The organism is Nocardia sp. NPDC050712, from assembly GCF_040654295.1.
GTDB lineage: Bacteria > Actinomycetota > Actinomycetes > Mycobacteriales > Mycobacteriaceae > Nocardia.
Window position 1 is genome coordinate 1,140,485 of record NZ_JBFAHT010000003.1, and the last position, 18,420, is coordinate 1,158,904.

The 18,420-nt window shown below is 68.4% G+C and carries 12 protein-coding genes; 8 read left to right on the forward strand and 4 right to left on the reverse strand.

The features are described from left to right. Positions 1–98: 98 nt before the first annotated feature. Positions 99–923 carry a hypothetical protein gene (locus tag AB0H76_RS25675; protein WP_357328825.1) on the reverse strand — a complete coding sequence of 275 codons (825 nt, stop codon included), beginning with the start codon at positions 921–923 and terminating at the stop codon, positions 99–101. 444 nt (positions 924–1,367) lie between these two features. Here AB0H76_RS25675 and AB0H76_RS25680 point away from each other — a divergent pair, with 444 nt between their 5' ends. The 5 genes from AB0H76_RS25680 to AB0H76_RS25700 all read left to right on the forward strand — a co-directional run bounded on the left by AB0H76_RS25680 (position 1,368) and on the right by AB0H76_RS25700 (position 10,028). Next, on the forward strand, positions 1,368–4,463 hold the full coding sequence (locus AB0H76_RS25680) for a DNA polymerase III subunit gamma and tau (protein WP_357328828.1): 3,096 nt from the start codon (positions 1,368–1,370) through the stop codon (positions 4,461–4,463). A gap of 367 nt (positions 4,464–4,830) precedes the next feature. After that, a complete protein-coding gene (locus AB0H76_RS25685) occupies positions 4,831–6,045 on the forward strand; it encodes an acetyl-CoA C-acetyltransferase (RefSeq protein ID WP_357328831.1) in 1,215 nt (404 codons plus the stop codon). A gap of 38 nt (positions 6,046–6,083) precedes the next feature. Further along, the gene (locus tag AB0H76_RS25690; protein ID WP_357328834.1) at positions 6,084–8,234 is read left to right on the forward strand and encodes a 3-hydroxyacyl-CoA dehydrogenase NAD-binding domain-containing protein; all 2,151 of its coding nucleotides are present in this window, start codon (positions 6,084–6,086) and stop codon (positions 8,232–8,234) included. Between the two features lie 212 nt (positions 8,235–8,446). Continuing rightward, a complete protein-coding gene (locus tag AB0H76_RS25695; protein WP_357328837.1) occupies positions 8,447–9,007 on the forward strand; it encodes a lytic polysaccharide monooxygenase auxiliary activity family 9 protein in 561 nt (186 codons plus the stop codon). Between the two features lie 172 nt (positions 9,008–9,179). Beyond that, the gene (locus AB0H76_RS25700; RefSeq protein WP_357328840.1) at positions 9,180–10,028 is read left to right on the forward strand and encodes a lytic polysaccharide monooxygenase; all 849 of its coding nucleotides are present in this window, start codon (positions 9,180–9,182) and stop codon (positions 10,026–10,028) included. Between the two features lie 73 nt (positions 10,029–10,101). On the opposite strand, the gene AB0H76_RS25705 is transcribed toward AB0H76_RS25700, so the two are convergent. Beyond that, positions 10,102–10,554 carry a MarR family transcriptional regulator gene (locus AB0H76_RS25705; protein WP_357328843.1) on the reverse strand — a complete coding sequence of 151 codons (453 nt, stop codon included), beginning with the start codon at positions 10,552–10,554 and terminating at the stop codon, positions 10,102–10,104. A gap of 91 nt (positions 10,555–10,645) precedes the next feature. On the opposite strand from AB0H76_RS25705, the gene AB0H76_RS25710 reads away from it, so the two are divergent. The 3 genes from AB0H76_RS25710 (at position 10,646) to AB0H76_RS25720 (ending at position 15,503) form a co-directional block, all read left to right on the forward strand. Beyond that, a complete protein-coding gene (locus AB0H76_RS25710) occupies positions 10,646–11,110 on the forward strand; it encodes an SgcJ/EcaC family oxidoreductase (protein WP_357328845.1) in 465 nt (154 codons plus the stop codon). A gap of 25 nt (positions 11,111–11,135) precedes the next feature. Next, the gene (locus AB0H76_RS25715; protein WP_357328848.1) at positions 11,136–11,774 is read left to right on the forward strand and encodes an SgcJ/EcaC family oxidoreductase; all 639 of its coding nucleotides are present in this window, start codon (positions 11,136–11,138) and stop codon (positions 11,772–11,774) included. Between the two features lie 150 nt (positions 11,775–11,924). Then, positions 11,925–15,503 (forward strand): protein kinase, encoded by a 3,579-nt coding sequence (locus AB0H76_RS25720; RefSeq protein ID WP_357328851.1) that lies wholly within the window; start codon positions 11,925–11,927, stop codon positions 15,501–15,503. Between the two features lie 3 nt (positions 15,504–15,506). Here AB0H76_RS25720 and AB0H76_RS25725 read toward each other — a convergent pair whose 3' ends face one another. Together AB0H76_RS25725 and AB0H76_RS25730 are read right to left on the reverse strand one after the other, a co-directional pair. Continuing rightward, a complete protein-coding gene (locus AB0H76_RS25725) occupies positions 15,507–16,823 on the reverse strand; it encodes a class I SAM-dependent methyltransferase (RefSeq protein WP_357328854.1) in 1,317 nt (438 codons plus the stop codon). Then, positions 16,820–18,232, reverse strand: a complete 1,413-nt coding sequence (locus AB0H76_RS25730; protein WP_357328857.1) for an FAD-binding oxidoreductase — start codon at positions 18,230–18,232, stop codon at positions 16,820–16,822. Before AB0H76_RS25730 ends, AB0H76_RS25725 begins: the two co-directional genes overlap by 4 nt. Positions 18,233–18,420 lie beyond the last annotated feature (188 nt).

Sequence of the window (18,420 nt, forward strand, 5' to 3'; positions counted from 1 at the left end):
AAACTCCCTTCACGCGGAATGCGTTGCAAGGAAATTACCGAATGCTCACCTGTGGTCCACGCCCTACCAGACGATTGTCTCAGTCGGGCGTGTTCGGTTCAGGCCCGGGATTTGCGGGCCAGCGTGCGCAGGCCGCGCTTACCGGGGACCGGCAGGTCGTCCTCCAGGGTGATCCACTCCGCGGTGGTCAGCCACAGCTGCTGGACCCGCGCGTCGGCGGTGTCGTGGAACAGCCGGCGGCCGCGGTCGTCGCGCAGTTCCCGGGCCAGCGTCGACCAGCGGGGCGGGCGCCCGTGCTCGGTGCGGTACTCCGCCAGGAACCCGGCGACCATGGTGCCGATCGTGTTCACCGGCCGCAGCGAGACCCGGTTGCCGTATTTCGCGGCATGAAAACGCCGGGCGGCGCACAGCGACTGCGGGTTGGCGTTGGAGGCGATCCAGCCGGCCCGCTGGGCCCGCTCGATCAGCCACAGATGCTTGACCGCCGTGGGCGCGATCTCGCCGATCCGCTCGGCGATGAGCGCCATCACCGGTTCGGAGGACAGCACGTCGCGGCGCGTGGGGCCGGTGTCGTGCGCGGTCCAGTGCTCGTGCGCGAGGCGGGCGAGGACCTTGCCGAAGTCGTCGATGCTGCGCTGGGCGCGGCGGCCGAGGCGTTCGATCCGCTCGGCCTCGCGGCGCATCTCGTTCTGCGCGGTGAGGGTGCGGATCGCGGCCATGGTCGGCACCTGGCCGCGTTGCAGGAGTTCGAGGATGGCGGCGGCGGTCGCGGGGTCGGCGGCCGCGGCGACCGGCAGCGAATCGCGCTTGAGTGCGAAGTCGTGTGGGCTGATCGCTCGGCTGAGGAGGACGGCCGCGTTGCGGTCCCCGGCGAAGTCGGTGCTGGAGAGCCAGGCCGCGGCGATGTCATCACAGGACGGCACGGGAGAGATTCCTCCGGGGGCGTTTCGGTGCAATCGGAACGAGCAATAGTTCAGGTTGTGCCCCGGCCGGGATGAGGGACCGGCCGGGGCCACCAACCTGATGAAGGTTTGGCTACCGAAGTTGCCGACTGCCACGGTAGCCAGCCGATTGCGTGATGTCATGGGTGGTAATGGATTCGTTACTTCCCAAATTTCCGGCATTAACGGGGCGTGAGTTCGGATAATTGCTGATCGGGTAGGTGCTTTGCCGGTGTAATTCGGATATCGGCCGTCCGTCACGCTGTGGTTGCTGACACATTGCTACTTCTCGCGGTGCGGAGCGGGCCGGAAGAAGGTGCCGCGCATGTAGTGATCTGCATCACATAGGCGGTCGTTTTCGCTGGCCCGATCCGGGGTGCCCTGGCGGGTGTGGGTTTTGTCGGTGGTCGCCGGTAACCTCTGGCCGTGGCTCTGTACCGGAAGTACCGACCGGCAACGTTCGCTGAGGTAGTGGGTCAGGAGCACGTCACCGACCCGATCAGTACCGCGCTCGACACCGGGCGGATCAGTCATGCCTATCTGTTCTCCGGCCCGCGCGGCTGCGGCAAGACCTCCTCCGCCCGCATCCTCGCGCGCTCGCTGAACTGCGCGGAGGGGCCCACCTCCCGGCCGTGCGGCGTCTGCCCGTCGTGCGTGGCGCTGGGCCCGGGCGGGCCGGGCAACCTCGACGTCATCGAGCTCGACGCCGCCAGCCATGGCGGCGTCGACGACACCCGCGAGCTGCGGGACCGTGCCTTCTACGCGCCCGCCGAGTCGCGCTATCGCGTCTTCATCGTCGACGAGGCGCACATGGTCACCACCGCGGGCTTCAACGCGCTGCTCAAGATCGTCGAGGAGCCGCCCGCCCACCTGATCTTCATCTTCGCCACCACCGAGCCGGAGAAGGTGCTGCCCACCATCCGCTCGCGCACCCATCACTATCCGTTCCGGCTGCTGCCCCCGGCCACCATGCGCGGCCTGCTCGGCAAGATCTGCGAGCAGGAGAACGTGGCGGTCGAGGAGGCGGTGTACCCGCTGGTGATCCGCGCGGGCGGCGGTTCGCCGCGCGACAGCCTCAGCGTGCTCGATCAGCTGCTGGCCGGCGCCGGTCCGGAGGGCGTCACCTACAACCGCGCGGTCTCGCTGCTCGGCGTCACCGATGTCGCCCTGATCGACGACGCCGTCGAAGCCCTGGCCGCCGACGACGGGGCCACGCTGTTCGACACCGTCGATCGGGTCATGGAGGCCGGGCACGATCCGCGCCGCTTCGCGGTCGACCTGCTGGAGCGCTTCCGCGACCTGATCCTCATGCGCGCGGTCCCCGACGCCGTCGAACGCAACCTGGTCACCGGCCCCGGCGATGTCCTCGAGCGGATGGGCGGCCAGGCCCAGCGCCTCGGCGCCGCCACCCTGGCCCGCTACGCCGAACTGCTGCACGCGGGCCTCGGTGAGATGCGCGGCGCCACCGCCCCCCGGCTGCTCCTCGAAATCGTCTGCGCCCGCATGCTGCTGCCCTCGGTCTCCGACGCCGAGTCCGCCACCCTGCAACGCCTGGAACGCCTCGAACGTGGCGTCGCCACCGGCACCCCACTCCCCGCGGTCGCCGGCGGCGCGCCCGTGCCGGCCGAAGCCGCCCCCCGCCGCCCCGCGGCCGCCGCCGACCCCAGCCGCCGGCGCGGCGCCGAAGCGCTCGCCGCCCTGCGCGCCAAACGCGAAGGCCCGGCACAGAACGCCGACCAGTCGCCCGCCCGAGGCTCCACTCCGCAGCAGGCGACCCCCACGCAAGGCGCCCAGCAGGGGGCCGCCGCGACAGGTGGGCAGGGCTCCACAGCGGGCGGTCACGTCGCCAGCCAGGGAAGCGCGCAGGGTGCCAGCCAATCGAACGCGCACGGGTCCAACGCGGCCTCCGCGGAAGGCGCTGCCGATACACCACAGCAGGGGGCCGCTGCCGCTCCCGCGCAAGGAGCCACCGCCTCCACAGGTGGGCAGGGCTCCACAGCGGGCGGTCACGTCGCCAGCCCGGGAAGCGCGCAGGGTGCCGGCCAGCCGAACGCACACGGGTCCAACCCGGCCGTCGCGCAGGGCGCTGCCTCCGGCACCCCGCAGCAGGGGGCGGCGAGCGAGCAAGGAGCGCACCAAGCCTCCGCTCCGGGCACACACGGTCCTGGCGAAGCGCAGAGTTCCGGCGTATCGCCCGCGCAGGCTTCCGCCGCGAATTCGCAGAGTTCTGACTCTGGCGCGCAGCAGGCTTCCGCGGGTGGGCAGGCTCCGCAGCAGGCTTCCGCGAGTGGGGAGGGCTCAGCGCCGAGCGCCGCGCAAACTTCCGCCTCGGTGGGCGATTCAGATTCGGTAGACGCACCGCGCTTTGCCGGGGGTGATCCGCAGGACCACGTCCAGAGCGCGGCGGCGCAGGGCTCCAGCGCCAGTGACATGCAGGCTGCTCCGCAGGAGCCGGTGCGGGAGGCCCAGCAGGGCTCCGGTCCGGCCGCGCAGGGCTCCGCCCCTGGTAGCGGCCAGGATTCTGCGTCGGTTGCGCCGAGTGCTGGGCAGCAGGGTGTGCAGAGTGGGGGTGACTCGCCTATTGCGCAGGGTGCTGAGCAGCAGGCGGTGCAGGGTTCTGCGCCGGTATCGCACGCTGCGGGGGAGCAGGTGGGCGATGGAGTGCCACAGCATAATGCCGGGGCGGAGCGGGCGGTTTCCGCGGAAGCGGAAGTGACGCAGACGAGTGCCGCGGCGCCGCAGTCGCCGATCGACGGGACAGGCGCGGGGCCGGAGTCGGCGGCCGCCGCACTCGCGCCCGAGCCGGTGTCAGCTCCGGCGATGGGTGCGGAATCGGATGAGTTGTTGCGGTCGGTGGAGGCCGCGTGGGCGGATATCCGGGCCAAGGTCCGGGAGTTCGGGGCGGCGGTGCAGGCGTTGCTGTCCGGTGCCTCGGTGGCGCGGATCGACGGTGACGTGATCGTGTTCGCGCATCAGCACGCGCCGCTGGCGAAGCGGCTCTCGGAGCCGCGCAATATCGAGGCGGTGCGTTCGGCCGTGCGCGCGGTGCTCGGGCGCGAACACGATATTCGGTGGGAGGCGGGCGCCGCGGTGGCGCGCCCGGCGGCGGCCGCCACCAAGGCGCCGCGTGCGGGCGGGCAGCCCGGTCAGCCGGCGCGGGGTGGTGCCGCCGCGAGCGGACCGGCGGCCCCGCCGCGCTTCTCCCGCCCGAGCCAGGCCAAGAACGTGCAGGCCGGTGCGGCGCAGCGTTCGGGTCCGGAGGTGAAACCGTACGGCGACGACGACATCCCACCCCCGGACTTCCCCGATCTGCCGGACGACCCGGGCCCTTTTGATTCCCCGCCCGAGCCGGGCGGGGAATCGGTCCAGGACGCGGTGCCGCGCGACCTGACGCCGGAGGAGGAGCAGGAGTTCATCGCCGAGGCGGCCGTGCCGGTCGCCCCGGAGGATCGGCGCGACCCGGACGAGGTCGCTCTGGAATTGCTCCGCGCCGAATTGGGCGCCACCCGTATCGACGGCTGAGATCCCGCTGGACCCGGGCGCGCCGGTTCTCCGGCGTGCCCGGTCGGCGGTGAGCCCGGCGCCACATACCCAGACGGTTGACAAGCACCGCCGCGAGGACGTTAAGTTAACCGGAGTTCGCACAGCGCGTAGTATGAACGGGTGGCCGTCGACTCTGGTATGGCGAGGCTCTATCGTGAGCAGTTGCGTGCCCGAATTTGTACAGCGTTATGCGGCACGAACGACGAGCCTGGAGCGTTATCAGCGCGTGGGCTCGGCAAGCGTCGCCAAGTGAATGAAGACGGTCGGTCGTAGCGCCGGTCGGTGCACAGAGCGCTCGGACGGGTGAACTCCCGGCCGCGGCACCCCAAGGAAGGAAACACTCCACATGACCACAGAGGCCTACATTTACGAGGCCATCCGCACCCCGCGCGGACGCGGCAAGAAGAACGGTTCGCTGCACTCGGTCAAGCCGATCGACCTGACCGTGGGTCTGATCCAGGAGCTGCGGAACCGTTTCCCGAACCTCGATGAGGACCAGATCTCGGACCTCATCCTGGGTGTGGTGAGCCCGGTCGGCGATCAGGGCATGGATATCGCCCGCACCGCCGTGACCGTGGCCGGCCTGCCCGACACCGTCGGCGGCTTCCAGCTCAACCGCTTCTGTGCCTCCGGCCTCGAGGCCGTCAACCTGGCCGCGCAGAAGGTGCGCTCGGGCTTCGACGACCTGGTCATCGCCGGCGGCGTCGAGTCGATGTCCCGCGTGGCCATGGGCTCCGACGGCGGCGCTTGGGCCCTGGACCCGGCCACCAACTACGACACCTACTTCGTCCCGCAGGGTGTCTCGGCCGACCTGATCGCGACCATCGAGGGCTTCTCCCGCGATGACGTCGACGCCTATGCCGTGCGCTCGCAGGAACTGGCCGCTGCGGCCACCACCGGCGGCTACTTCGCCAAGTCGATCGTGCCGGTCAAGGACCAGAACGGCCTGATCGTGCTGGACAGCGACGAGCACATGCGTCCCGGCACCACCGCCGCGGACCTGGGCAAGCTGAACCCGTCCTTCGCCCTGGTCGGCGAGATGGGCGGCTTCGACGCGGTGGCGCTGCAGAAGTACCACTTCGTGGAGAAGATCAACCACGTGCACCACGGCGGCAACAGCTCGGGCATCGTCGACGGCGCCGCGCTGGTGCTGATCGGCTCCGAGGAGGCCGGCAAGGCCTCGGGTCTGACCCCGCGCGCCCGCGTCGTCGCGACCGCCACCTCCGGCGCCGACTCCACCATCATGCTGACCGGCCCGACCCCGGCCGCCAAGAAGGCGCTGGCCAAGGCCGGCCTGTCCATCGAGGACATGGACCTGGTCGAGATCAACGAGGCCTTCGCCTCGGTCGTGCTGAAGTTCCAGAAGGACCTCAACGTCCCGGACGAGAAGCTCAACGTCAACGGCGGTGCCATCGCGATGGGCCACCCGCTGGGCGCCACCGGCGCGATGATCACCGGCACCATGGTCGACGAGCTGGAGCGCCGCAACGGCCGCTACGCGCTGATCACCCTGTGCATCGGCGGCGGCATGGGCGTCGCGACCATCATCGAGCGCGTCTAACCCAACCGACGCTGACTTTCACAAGGAGACAAAGAGCTGTGACCGAAAACAACATGATCGGTTGGGAGCAGGATTCGGACGGCATCGTCGTTTTGACGATGGACGACCCGAACCAGGGCGCCAACACGATGAACGAGCTGTACAAGAACTCGATGAGCGCGACCGTCGATCGCCTCGAGGCCGAGAAGGACAGCATCACCGGCGTTGTGGTGACCTCCGCGAAGAAGACCTTCTTCGCTGGCGGCGACCTGAAGAACATGATGAAGGTCGGCCCGGAAGACGGCCAGGGCCTGATGGACGAGCTCTTCAACATCAAGGGCGCGCTGCGTCGCCTGGAGCAGCTCGGCAAGCCGGTCGTGGCCGCCATCAACGGCGCCGCCCTCGGTGGTGGCCTGGAGATCGCGCTGGCGACCCACTACCGCGTGGCCGCCGACGTGCGTGGCCTGAAGATCGGCCTGCCCGAGGTCAAGCTGGGCCTGCTGCCCGCCGGCGGCGGTGTCACCCGCACCGTGCGCATGTTCGGCCTGCAGAACGCGCTGATGCAGATCCTGCTGCAGGGCAACGAGTTCAACGCCACCAAGGCCAAGGAAGTCGGCCTGGTCAACGAGGTCGTCGGCTCGATCGAGGAGCTGGTCCCCGCGGCCAAGGCGTGGATCAAGGCCAACCCCGAGGGTGGCGTGCAGCCCTGGGACAAGAAGGGCTACAAGATCCCCGGCGGCACCCCGTCGACCCCGGCCTTCGCGGCGAACCTGCCCGCGTTCCCGGCCAACCTGCGCAAGCAGATCAAGGGCGCGAACATGCCGGCCCCGCGGGCCATCATGTCCGCCGCGGTCGAGGGCTCGCAGGTCGATTTCGACAACGCGTCGCTGATCGAGTCCCGCTACTTCGTCGGCCTGCTGACCGGCCCGGTCGCGAAGAACATGATCCAGGCGTTCTTCTTCGACCTGCAGTCGATCAACAACGGCGGCTCCCGTCCGAACGATGTCCCGAAGAAGGACATCAAGAAGATCGGCGTGCTCGGCGCGGGCATGATGGGCGCGGGCATCGCCTACGTCTCGGCCAAGGCCGGCTACCAGGTCGTGCTCAAGGACGTCACCATCGAGGCGGCCGAGCGCGGCAAGAACTACTCCGAGAAGATCGAGGCCAAGGCCCTCTCGCGTGGCAAGACCACCGAGGAGAAGTCCAAGGCGCTGCTCGATCTGATCACCCCGGCCGCGGATCCCGAGGCCTTCGCCGGCGTCGATTTCGTCATCGAGGCCGTCTTCGAGAACACCGAGCTCAAGCACAAGGTGTTCCAGGAGATCGAGGACATCGTGGACGCGGACGCCCTGCTGGGCTCCAACACCTCGACTCTGCCGATCACCGGTCTCGCGGCCGGCGTGAAGCGCCAGGAAGATTTCATCGGCATCCACTTCTTCTCGCCGGTCGACAAGATGCCGCTGGTGGAGATCATCCGCGGTGAGAAGACCTCCGACGAGGCGCTGGCCCGGGTGTTCGATTACACCCTCGCGATCCGCAAGACCCCGATCGTGGTCAACGACAGCCGTGGCTTCTTCACCTCGCGCGTCATCGGCACCTTCGTCAACGAGGCGATCGCCATGCTCACCGAGGGCATCGATCCGTCGACCATCGAGCAGGCCGGTCTGCAGGCGGGCTACCCGGCCGCGCCGCTGCAGCTCTCGGATGAGCTGAACATGAAGCTCATGCTGAAGATCGCCAAGGAGACCGAGGAAGCGATCGCCAAGGGCGACGCGACCATGGGCCGCAAGCGGCACCCGGCGATCGACGTGATCGAGTACCTGGTGAACGAGGGTCGTCCGGGCCGCCTGGAGAAGGCCGGCTTCTACGAGTACGACGAGGCGGGCAAGCGCACCGGTCTGTGGCCGGGCCTGCGTGAGCACTTCAAGACCACCGCCGATTTCGGTGTGCCGATCCAGGATCTGATCGACCGCATGCTGTTCATCGAGGCGATCGAGACCCAGAAGTGCTTCGACGAGGGCGTGCTGACCACGACCGCCGACGCCAACATCGGCTCGATCTTCGGCATCGGCTACCCGGCGTGGACCGGTGGCGTGCACCAGTTCGTCGTCGGTTACCCGGGCGGCCAGGCCGGCTTCGTGGCCCGTGCCGACGAGCTGGCCGCGAAGTACGGCGAGCGTTTCCAGGTGCCGGACTCGCTGCGCAAGTAATCCCGCAGTAGCACCAACGGCGTAGCCCGCCACCACGATTCGTGGTGGCGGGCTTTGTCGTTTCCGGAAATGTCGTCATGACATCGTCATGTTTATCCGTGCGATATTCCGGGTAACTCGATTTTCGAAAAATCCCTGGTTAGAGGGTTTTCGGTATGTGCGGTATGGTTCACCTCGCGCTTATCACGGGACAGTAACGAGGGAGAACAAAAGTGGGTATTCGTGCCCTTTGTGTTGCCGGTGCTGCCCTGGGCGTCGCGCTCGCGGTCATGCCGTCGGGGAATGAGCCCACCGTGCACGGCTATCTGTCCGGCCCGGCCAGCCGGCAGGCGCAGTGCGCCGCGGGCGCCACGTCCTGCGGGCAGATCTCCTACGAGCCGCAGAGCGTCGAGGGTCCCAAGGGGCAGCGCAACTGCAGCGCGGGCCGGCCGGACTTCGCCGAACTCGACGACGACGGTAAGTCCTGGGCCGTGCACGAGGTCAGCGGCACCGTCGACTTCACGTGGACGCTGACCGCGCTGCGCCGCACCCTCAACTACGAGTACTACATCGGCGGCCGCCGCGTCGGATTCGTCGATGCCGGCAATGTGGTCCCGGATTCGACGACGCAGACCCACAAGATAGATCTGAGCGGTTTCAGCGGCCGGCAGAAGCTGCTGGCGATCTGGAACGTCGGCGACAGCGACGATGCCTTCTATTCGTGCGTCGACCTGGACCTCGGTACCGCCGATGTGCTGCCGCCGAGTGCGCCGACACTGCATCCGCCGGTCTGATCCGGATTCGGCATTTAATTGGATTATCCAAAATAACTGTTTCCTCCAATTACCCGAATTACTTGCCCCGGTAATCGTGAAAGTCCTATGGTTCACACTGCGTTGATCACAGGACAGTAACGTCGGCCCCTTGCTGTTCCTCCGCCCATCCATATCGATGAGGAGAACACGAGTGGGATTCCGTACCCTTTCCACCCTCGGTGCTGCGCTGGGGCTGGCTCCGCTGCTGATAGCGGTGCTGCCGGCCGCGACGGCCTCCGCCCACGGTTACGTTTCCGGGCCGGCCAGTCGCCAGGCGCAATGCCAAGCCCGGACCGTTTCCTGCGGGCCGGTGCAGTACGAGCCGCAAAGCGTGGAAGGCCCCAAAGGGCAGCGCAATTGCAGTGCCGGTCTGACGAACTTCAAAGAACTCGACGACGACAGCAAACCCTGGACCGTGCACGCGGTGCGTGGCTCCGTCGATTTCACCTGGACGCTGACCGCGCTGCACCGCACCGCGAGCTACGAGTACTACATCGGCGGTACCCGGGTCGGCTACTTCGACGAGGGGAACAAGGTCCCGTCGTCGAATACGCAAACCCACAAGGTCGACCTATCCGGCTTCAGCGGGAAGCAGAAGTTGCTGGCGATCTGGAACATCGGGGATACCAGCAATGCCTTCTACTCCTGCGTCGACCTGAATATCGGCGGCACCTCCACCCCGACGACGACCCGGCCGACCACGCCGCCGACCACGACCCGGCCGACGGATCCGACCACGACGCCGCCGGCCACCACGCCGCCGGCCACCACGCCCAGGCCCACCGACCCGACGACGACGCGCCCCACCGCGCCCCCGACCACCACGCCGAACCCCACCCAGCCCGACCCGGGCGGTTCGGCCTGGCGACCCCATGCCAGCTATAAGGTCGGCGACAAGGTGACCTACCAGGGCGTGACGTACAGCTGCCGGCAGGCGCACACTGTGCACGACCCGAACTGGACGCCGCCGAACACTCCGGCACTGTGGCAGCGGTCCTGATCAACCGCTGACCGAACAAGAGCCCGCCCCGTGTCTGTGGGGGCGGGCTTTTGTGCGGTCCAGGGCCGAAAACCTAAGGGGCGCGCAGTTCTTCGGTGGCCTGGTAGTACGCGTCGGTGGCGCGTTCGAAGTAGTCGAAGAGGACCGCGAGTTGCTCGGCGGTGTAGCTGCCGAGGATCTCGCCGACGGCGCGCCGGACGGGTGCCAGCACGGTGTTCAAATCCTCTGGCGTGCCGACCAATTCGACGGTGACCTTGCGGCGGTCGCCGGGAACGGGGGCGCGGCGCACGTATCCGGCCGCTTCCAGACGGTCGATCAGCCGGGTGGTGGGGCCGGTGGTGAGCCCGCTGCGGGTGCCGAGTTCGCCGGGGGTCAGCGGCCCGGAGAGCTCCAGAATATTCAGCGCGTACAGGTCGGTGGCGCCCAGGCCGACCGTGCGCGCGCCGGCTTGTCCGTGCATGACGACCGCGCTCAGGTAGCGCCGGTACACCTCGCTCGCGTCCGCGCGCATCTTCGGTGTTGACACGGGATACCTCCTCTCGTAATCTCTTCCTCAACGAAGAGACTTCTTAAAAGAAGAAAGCTCTTCTAAGCAGAGAATCTATCACGGAGGCATCATGACCAGCGAATACCGCACCGCCCAGCAGGCAGACACCGCCGCGATCCGAGCCGTATTCGACGAGGTGAACGCGGCCTGGGCTGCCGCCGATGCCGAGGCCTACGGCGCGCTGTTCACCGCGGACGCCACCTACACCGCGTTCTTCGGCACGCAGTACCGCGGCCGGGCCGACATCGTGGCGTCGCACCGGGCCCTGTCCGGCAGCTTCCTGAAGGGCACCGAGCTCGCCGGTGAGCTGATCGAGATCCGTTTCCTCACCGCCGAGGTCGCCGTCGTCATCGCCCGCGGTGACACCTACAAGAGCAAGCGGCCCGAGCGGCTGACCAAGGTGCAGACCTACACGCTGGTCCGCCGCGACGGCCGCTGGCTGATCGCCGCGTTCCAGAACACCAAGCGCAACCCGCTGCTCGAGTTCGTCACCTTCCGCACCACACCCGCCGCCCGCCCGGCCGCCCAGCGCTGAACCCGCTCTCTCCAGAGGAATCATCATGAATGCCACCGATATCCAGACCCCCGCCGCGCCGAAGTCCCGCCGCCGCACGCTCACTCGCGTCCTCGCGGCCACCGTCGTCACACTCGGCGTCGCCGCGGGCGGCGGCTACCTCTGGCTGAACCAGACCTCCGACGTGCACAATCTCGGCGCTGCGGAATGCGCCACGGTGCCACCCTCCGGTGCACCCACCGGCCAGGCCCTCGCCGAGGTGTGCGACCTGCTCGACCGGCTCACCGGCGCCTGGGCCCGTGGTGACGCCGACGCCTACGGCGCCCTGTTCACCGCGGACGCCACCTACACCAGCTACGTCGGCACCTACTACGCCGGCCGCGCGGATCTGACCGAGGGGCACCGGGCGCTGTTCGCCGGTTTCCTGAAGGGCACGAAACTGGCCGATTCCTATCTCGGCGTTCGCTTCTACGGCCCGGACACCGCGGTGGTCACCAGCCGCGGCGACACCTACACCGGCGACCGGACCAGTCCCGAAGACCTGTCCAAGACCCAGACCTACACCCTGGTGCGCCAGGACGGACGCTGGCAGATCGCCGCGTTCCAGAACACCCAGCGCGGCCGGGTGCTGGAACGGGTGTCGTTCCTGGTGGATCCGGACAGCAGGCCCGCTGCCGAACGCTGAAATCTCCACCCGTCGGCAGCGGTACCGCGCTACGTTGGAATAAGCGCAGACAATACGGACACACCGGTGCCTCTGCGGTGAGTCCCGATGTCGGCGCGCGTAACCACGATCGCCGAGGTCGCCGATTCTATGTGAGTTCGAGGTGGTCACATGAATCCACAGACGCGTTCGGGTGCTGGGGAGCCCGAGGCGCAGGCCGCGGATTCGCGTTCCCGCCGCAGCACCGACACCCAGCGGATGGAACCGGTCGCGATCGCCGAGGACCTGGCGGGCATGGGGTTGTCCGGGGCGGTGGAGATCGGCCGGGGCGGATTCGGTGTGGTGTATCGATGCCTGCAGGTTGCGCTGGAACGGGTGGTCGGCGTCAAGGTGCTGTCCTCGGAGATCGACGACGAGAGCCGGGAGCGGTTCCTGCGCGAGGAACAGGCGATGGGCCGATTATCCGGGCACCCGAATATCGTCGACATCCTCCAGGTCGACGTCACCGCCTCCGGGATGCCGATCATCGTGATGCCCTTCTGCACACACGGCTCCTTCGAGCAGCTCATTCGCGATCAGGGCCCGCTGACCTGGTCGGATTCCCTGCGAGCCGGGGTGAAACTGGCCGGCGCGATCGAGAGCGCGCACCGGGCCGGGATCCTGCACCGGGATGTGAAACCCGCTAACGTCCTGCTCAGCGCCTACGGCGAACCCCAGCTCACCGATTTCGGCATCGCCCGCATTCCCGGTGGCTTCCGGACCTCGAGCAGCCTGATCACCGGCTCGCCGGCGTTCACCGCGCCGGAAGTGCTCCGGGGTGACGAGCCGACCGTCCGTTCCGATATCTACAGCCTCGGCGCGACCTTGTTCGCCCTGCTCACCGGGCATGCCGCCTTCGAGCGGCAGGCCGGGGAGAAGGTGGTCGCGCAGTTCCTGCGGATCACCACCCAGCCCGTGCCCGACCTGCGCGACCAGGACATCCCGCCCGACGTGGCCGCCGCGATCGAGCAGGCGATGTCCACCGATCCGTCGCAGCGCCCGGCGTCGGCTTTCGAATTCGGTGAACTCCTGCGGGCGGTGCAGCGGGCGCACGGGGTGGTGCCCGACGAGATGGCGCTGCTGGATCCCGCGGCGCTGCCGGACGAGATCGACTTGGCGAAGGGGGAGCCCGCACCGAGCGGGCCGGAAGGCACGGGCAGCCGACCGGCGATCACCCGGCGCAGCTGGCCGCTGACGCTGCGGCCGGCGGTCTCCCAGCACCCGACCGGCGTGGGCCCGACCTTGCCGCCGACCGCGGCGACCAAGTTCCGGCCGCCGACCCCGGCGCGGGAACCGATGCTGCGGCCCCGCCTGCTGGATACGCTGCGCGCGGGCGGGCGGCGCCGGCTCGCGGTGCTGCACGCGCCCGCGGGTTTCGGCAAGTCGACGGTGGCCGCGCAGTGGCGGACCGAGCTGACCGCGGCCGGTGTGCCGGTGGCCTGGCTCGGCGTCGGCCGCGACGACGACAACGAGGTCTGGTTCCTGGCACATCTGATCGAGGCGATCCGCCGGGTCCGCCCCGATATCGGGGTCGGGCTGGATCAGGCGCTGGAGGAGCGGCCCGCCGACGCCGTCGCCTACGTCGTCGCCACGCTCATCGACGAGATCCACGGCAGCGGCGAGACCATCGTGGTGGTGGTCGACGACTGGCACCGCATCGACGACCCGGGCGCGCACCGGGTGATGGAGTCGTTGCTGGACAACGGATGTCACCATCTGCGCTTCGTGGTGACCAGCCGGGAGCAGTCGGGGCTGCCGACCAGCCGGATGCGGGTGCACGACGAATTGGTCGAGATCGGGTCGGCGGCGCTGCGGCTGACCCTGGCCGAGACCCGGTCGGTGCTGGTGGAGCGGCACGACTTCGAGCTCACCGACGCGCAGATCGAGCAGATACACACCGCGACCGACGGCTGGCCCGCCGCCATCCAGCTGGTGAGCCTGGCGCTGCGCGGCAACGCCGGCGCCGACCAGCTGATCGCGACACTGTGCGAGGGGACGCACGGGATCCGGGAGTACCTCGCGGAGAACGTGCTCGACACCCTCGAGCCGCGCATGCTGGATTTCCTGACCGCCATCTCGGTCTCGGAAAAAGTCTGCGGCTCACTGGCTTCCGCGCTCTCGGAGGACAGCGAGGGGGAGCTGCTGCTGGTCAAGGCCGAGCAGCGCGAGCTGTTCCTGCACCGGATCGAGCACGACCCGGAGTGGTTCCGGATGCAGCCGCTGTTCGCCGAGCACCTGCGCGGGCGGCTGGAGCAGACCGATCCCGCCAAGCTGAAGTCCCTGCATCGCAAGGCCTCGCGCTGGTTCGCCGAGCATCAGCAACTGCGCAAGTCGGTGGATCACGCGCTCGCGGCCACCGACCTCAAGCTGGCGCTGGATCTGCTCGAGGGCGGCGGCATGGACCTGATCGACGGGTCCCGCCTGGCGACGCTGCTCGGTACGGTGTCGAAACTGCCTGCCCAACAGGTGTCTTCGCGATCCAAGCTGCTGATGGCGGTGGCCCGGGCGAATGTGAACCTGCAGCAGTCGGGCGCGGCGCGTACCGCCCTGGGCCGCCTGTCCAGCATTCTGGCGCGCGGGTCGGCCACCGATGCCGAGGTGGCGCAGCAGCGCTGCGAGGCGGCGGTGCTCGCGGCCTCCGATCAGATCGCGGGCGATCACACCGAGGGGGTGCTGGATCGGGTCGCGGACTGTCTGGAGCGCCCCGACGATCTCCCGGCCTGGACGGTGTCGACGGCGGCGAACCTGACGGCCTTCGTGCGGCTGTGCCATTTCGACTTCGACGGTGCCCGCGAGATCCAGGAGTGGGCGCGGCCGTACCACGAGCGGTCCAAGGATCCGCTGGGCGCGGTGTTCGGATTGTGCTCGCAGGGTGCGGCGGCCTACGAGCAACTCGACATCGGGACCGCCACCGAGCGTTTCCAGCAGGCCTGGGACACCGCGCGCGAGCAGGCCGGGCCGCGGTCGCACGCGGCGCGGGTGGCGGCGACGCTGCTCGGTGAATTGAACTATCGCCGGGGCGATCTCGACGCGGCGGACCGCATGTTCGACGAGAGCCACCAGCTGGTCACCCGGGTCGGGCCGGTCGACTTCCTGATCGCGACCTTCGTCATCGGCGCCCGGGTGAAAGCGGTGCGCGGTGATCTGTACACCGCCGCGGCGCGGTTGGACGAGGGCGCGCGGATCGCCGAGGACAGCAGGCTGCCCCGGCTGGCCGCGCACATCCAGGCCGAGCGGCTGCGGCTCGGCCTGGTCGAGGCGCCGGGGGAGGGCGAGCTGGACCGGCTCGGCGTCTTCCACCATTCGCACCGGCTGCGCGGTGTGGCCGCGCTGACCGCCGAGGCGGAGGAGATCGCCGCCATCCGCGGCCTGCTGGTGCGGCGGCAGCTGCGTTTCGACGACAGCGCCGTCCGCCGGGCCCGCGCCCTGCACGGGTGGATGGACGAACAGGCCCGTCCCCGTGCGGAATTGGACACCGCGCTGCTGCTGGCCGAATGCCTGGCCGCCTCCGGCTGGGTCGGCGAGGCCGCCGGTCTACTGCTGCCGGCCGCCGCCAAATGCGCCGAGCTGGGCTGGACCCGGCCCCTGCTGGACGCGGGGCCGGGTGTCGTCGCCATTCTGCGGGTGCTGCGCACCGACATGCATCGGCGGCCGAACGAGTCCGAGGAGGTCACCCTCCCCGCACTGTTCCTCGCCGAACTCCTGGACTGAGCGCTACGGGGTCCACCAGGGGCGCAGCGGCAGGCCGGACTCCCCGTCCGGGCCGAGCTTCACACCCAGGACCTGGTGCAGCTGGACCACATTGCGCTGGAAACCGAGCCGCGAGCCCGCCATGTACAGGCCCCACACCTTCGCGGTGCTCTCGCCGACCTCGGCGACGCAGGCGTCCCAGTTCGCGACCAGGTTCTTGCACCACTCGTGCAGGGTGAGCGCGTAGTGCTCGCGCAGGTTCTCCTCGTGCATCACCTCGAGCCCGATGTTCTGGATCTCGGAGATGATGCGCCCGGACCCGATCAGCTCGCCGTCCGGGAACACGTACCGGTCGATGAAATCGCCGGCCTTGGTGGTGCGGGAGTTGTCGGGGCGGGTGATGCAGTGGTTCAGGAACAGGCCGCCGTCGCGCAGCTTGCTCTTGATGAACTCGAAGTAGAACGGGTAGTTGTGCACGCCGATGTGCTCGGTGAGCCCGATCGAGGAGACCGCGTCGAACCCGGTCTCGGCGATATCGCGGTAGTCGGAGTGGCGCACCTCGGCCAGCTCGGACAGACCCTCCTCGGCGATCTTGGCCTGCGCCCACTCGGCCTGCTCGGCGGACAGCGTCGCGCCGATCACGGTGACGCCGCGCTTGGCGGCGTAGCGCACCATGCCGCCCCAGCCGCAGCCGATGTCGAGCAGCCGGTCGCCCGCCTTCAGGCGCAGCTTGTCGAAGACGAGGCGGTACTTGTTCTCCTGGGCCTGCTCGAGGGTCCAGCTCTCGTCCTCGTAACACGCGCAGGTGTAGGTCATGGACGGGCCCAGCACGTACTCGTAGAACGTGTTGGAGACGTCGTAGTGGTGGTGGATGGCCTCGGCATCGCGCGTCTTGGAGTGCCGCAGGCCTTCCAGTGCGATCCGGCGCCAGCGCGGCAGGGTTTCCTGCGGCGGCGGCGCGACGGGTTTGAGTCGCTCCCAGCCCAGCGAGCGCGCGATGGTGACCAGCGCCAGCGCGGACGGGCGATGGAACCTCAGGCCGTTCAGCGCCTTCAGGATTTCGTACGGGTCACCCGGGTGCACGCCCTCGGCGACCATGTCGCCGGAGATGTAGGCGCGCGCCATGCCGAGATCGCCGGGCGCGGTGGCCAGATAGTTGATACCGCGCGCGGTTTTGATATCGAGCGCGAGCTCCGTGTCCGCCGGACCGGTGGAACTGCCGTCGTAGGCGGTGAGCCTGATCGGCATCTGGCCTTCGATCAGGGTGTCGAAGATTTCAGCAATGCTGAGTTTGGTTCCGAGATCGGTGAAGACATCGGAACGGTCCTTGAATGTCGTCATTTGCGTTGCACCGCCTTCGCATACAAATCCAGCAGCCGCTGGTCCGGGTCGTAGCGTTTCTTGAGCTCGGTGTAGTGCTCGCCGCCGTACAGGGCCGCGAATTCATCTTTGTCGTAATAAGCGTCCGAGTACAGCGACTTATGCCCGTCGAACTCGGTGACTTTGTGCTCGATGGCCCGGTTGGCCGCTCCTTCCGGCCGGCCGGGCACGGTGGGCACCGCGGACCAGAACCCGGCGTTGACGTAGGTGCGGTTGGGCTCCAGCGGGTACAGCGGCCACGGGCGGGCCGTCGTGCCCTCCGGGGCCGCGTCGCGTAACCGCAAGGGGCACAGCCACAGTGGTTCGATCGGGATGTCCTTCAGGAACCACTCGACGAAGTCGGCGGTGCGTTCCACCGGCACCTCGATGTCCTGCACCACGCGTTCGCGCGGGGGATTGCCCTGGCGCGCCTCCAGCTTGTCGCCGATGTGGTACTTGTGATCGAGGGCGATGAGTTTCCAGTAGAAACTGCTCCGGCGGTAGCGCTTCGGCCAGAGTCTGCGGATCTTCGGGTTCTGTGTGCCGAATGCGCGCGAGCACCAGAACCAGTCCGTATCCCAGCGCCACAGATAGTCGTGAATGGTGAGGCGGTCGGTCTTGATGCCCGCGTCGTGCTGGATGGAACGGTAGAAGATGTCCATGTCGGTGTAGTCGCTGACCGGGCCCGGTTCGTCGGTCTGCCGGCCCAGCGTCAGATAACTTTCCTCGGCGGTGAACACCACGCCGTCCAGATAATCGACCCGTTCGCCGTCATAGGACCGTTCGGTGACGATTCGCGCCAGCGTCGATTCCAGCTCGCGCAGGTCGTGGAAACGTATGTGACGTAACGCGACGAACGGCTGCACGGCTTCCAGTTCGATTTTCAGCCGCACCGTGTAGCCGAGCGTGCCGTAGGAATTCGGGAAACCGCGGAACAGGTCGGCGTGTTCGTTGTCCGGCGTCGCGGTGATGATTTCCCCGGCGCCGGTGAGCACGTCCATCTCCAGCACCGATTCGTGCGGCAGGCCGTTGCGGAACGAGGTGGATTCGATGCCGAGACCGGTGACCGCGCCGCCGAGGGTGATGGTCTTGAGCTGCGGCACCACCAGCGGCGCCAGGCCGTAGGGCAGCGTGGCGGCTACCAGTTCCTCGTAGGTCGTCATGCCCGCGACGTCGGCGGTCTGTGCTTCCGGATCCACCTGGATGACCTTCGCCAGGCCGGATACGTCCAGGCCGGGTGCGGGGTTCTTGGCCCGCGCCCGGAACAGATTCGATGTTTTTTTGGCAAGCCGCACGTTGGCGTCGGCGGGTATGGCGCGGTAGCTCGCGAGGAGCCGATCCACACCCGCCTGATGTGCTGCGAAACCCGATTCGTTCAGACTCACTGCCACCCTTCGACGCTAGTACGCACGATGGCCGACAGCCACGGAAAGCCGCCGACGGGCAAGAAATGTCACGCATATGTTGCACCGGGAATGTTTTCGACTTCCCACCGGTTCACCGAACCCGGTTCCTGGGCGGCCCCTGGGCGGCAAGCACCGGGCGTGACAGGGCAGGATAGGACGGACATTCAAGACCG

Excerpts from the sequence above, each read along its gene's own strand:
- AB0H76_RS25725 (WP_357328854.1), bottom strand. The coding sequence starts at position 16,823 with ATGACGACATTCAAGGACCGTTCCGATGTCTTCACCGATCTCGGAACC.
- AB0H76_RS25715 (WP_357328848.1), top strand. The coding sequence starts at position 11,136 with ATGAATGCCACCGATATCCAGACCCCCGCCGCGCCGAAGTCCCGCCGC.
- AB0H76_RS25685 (WP_357328831.1), top strand. The coding sequence starts at position 4,831 with ATGACCACAGAGGCCTACATTTACGAGGCCATCCGCACCCCGCGCGGA.
- AB0H76_RS25720 (WP_357328851.1), top strand. The coding sequence starts at position 11,925 with ATGAATCCACAGACGCGTTCGGGTGCTGGGGAGCCCGAGGCGCAGGCC.
- AB0H76_RS25710 (WP_357328845.1), top strand. The coding sequence starts at position 10,646 with ATGACCAGCGAATACCGCACCGCCCAGCAGGCAGACACCGCCGCGATC.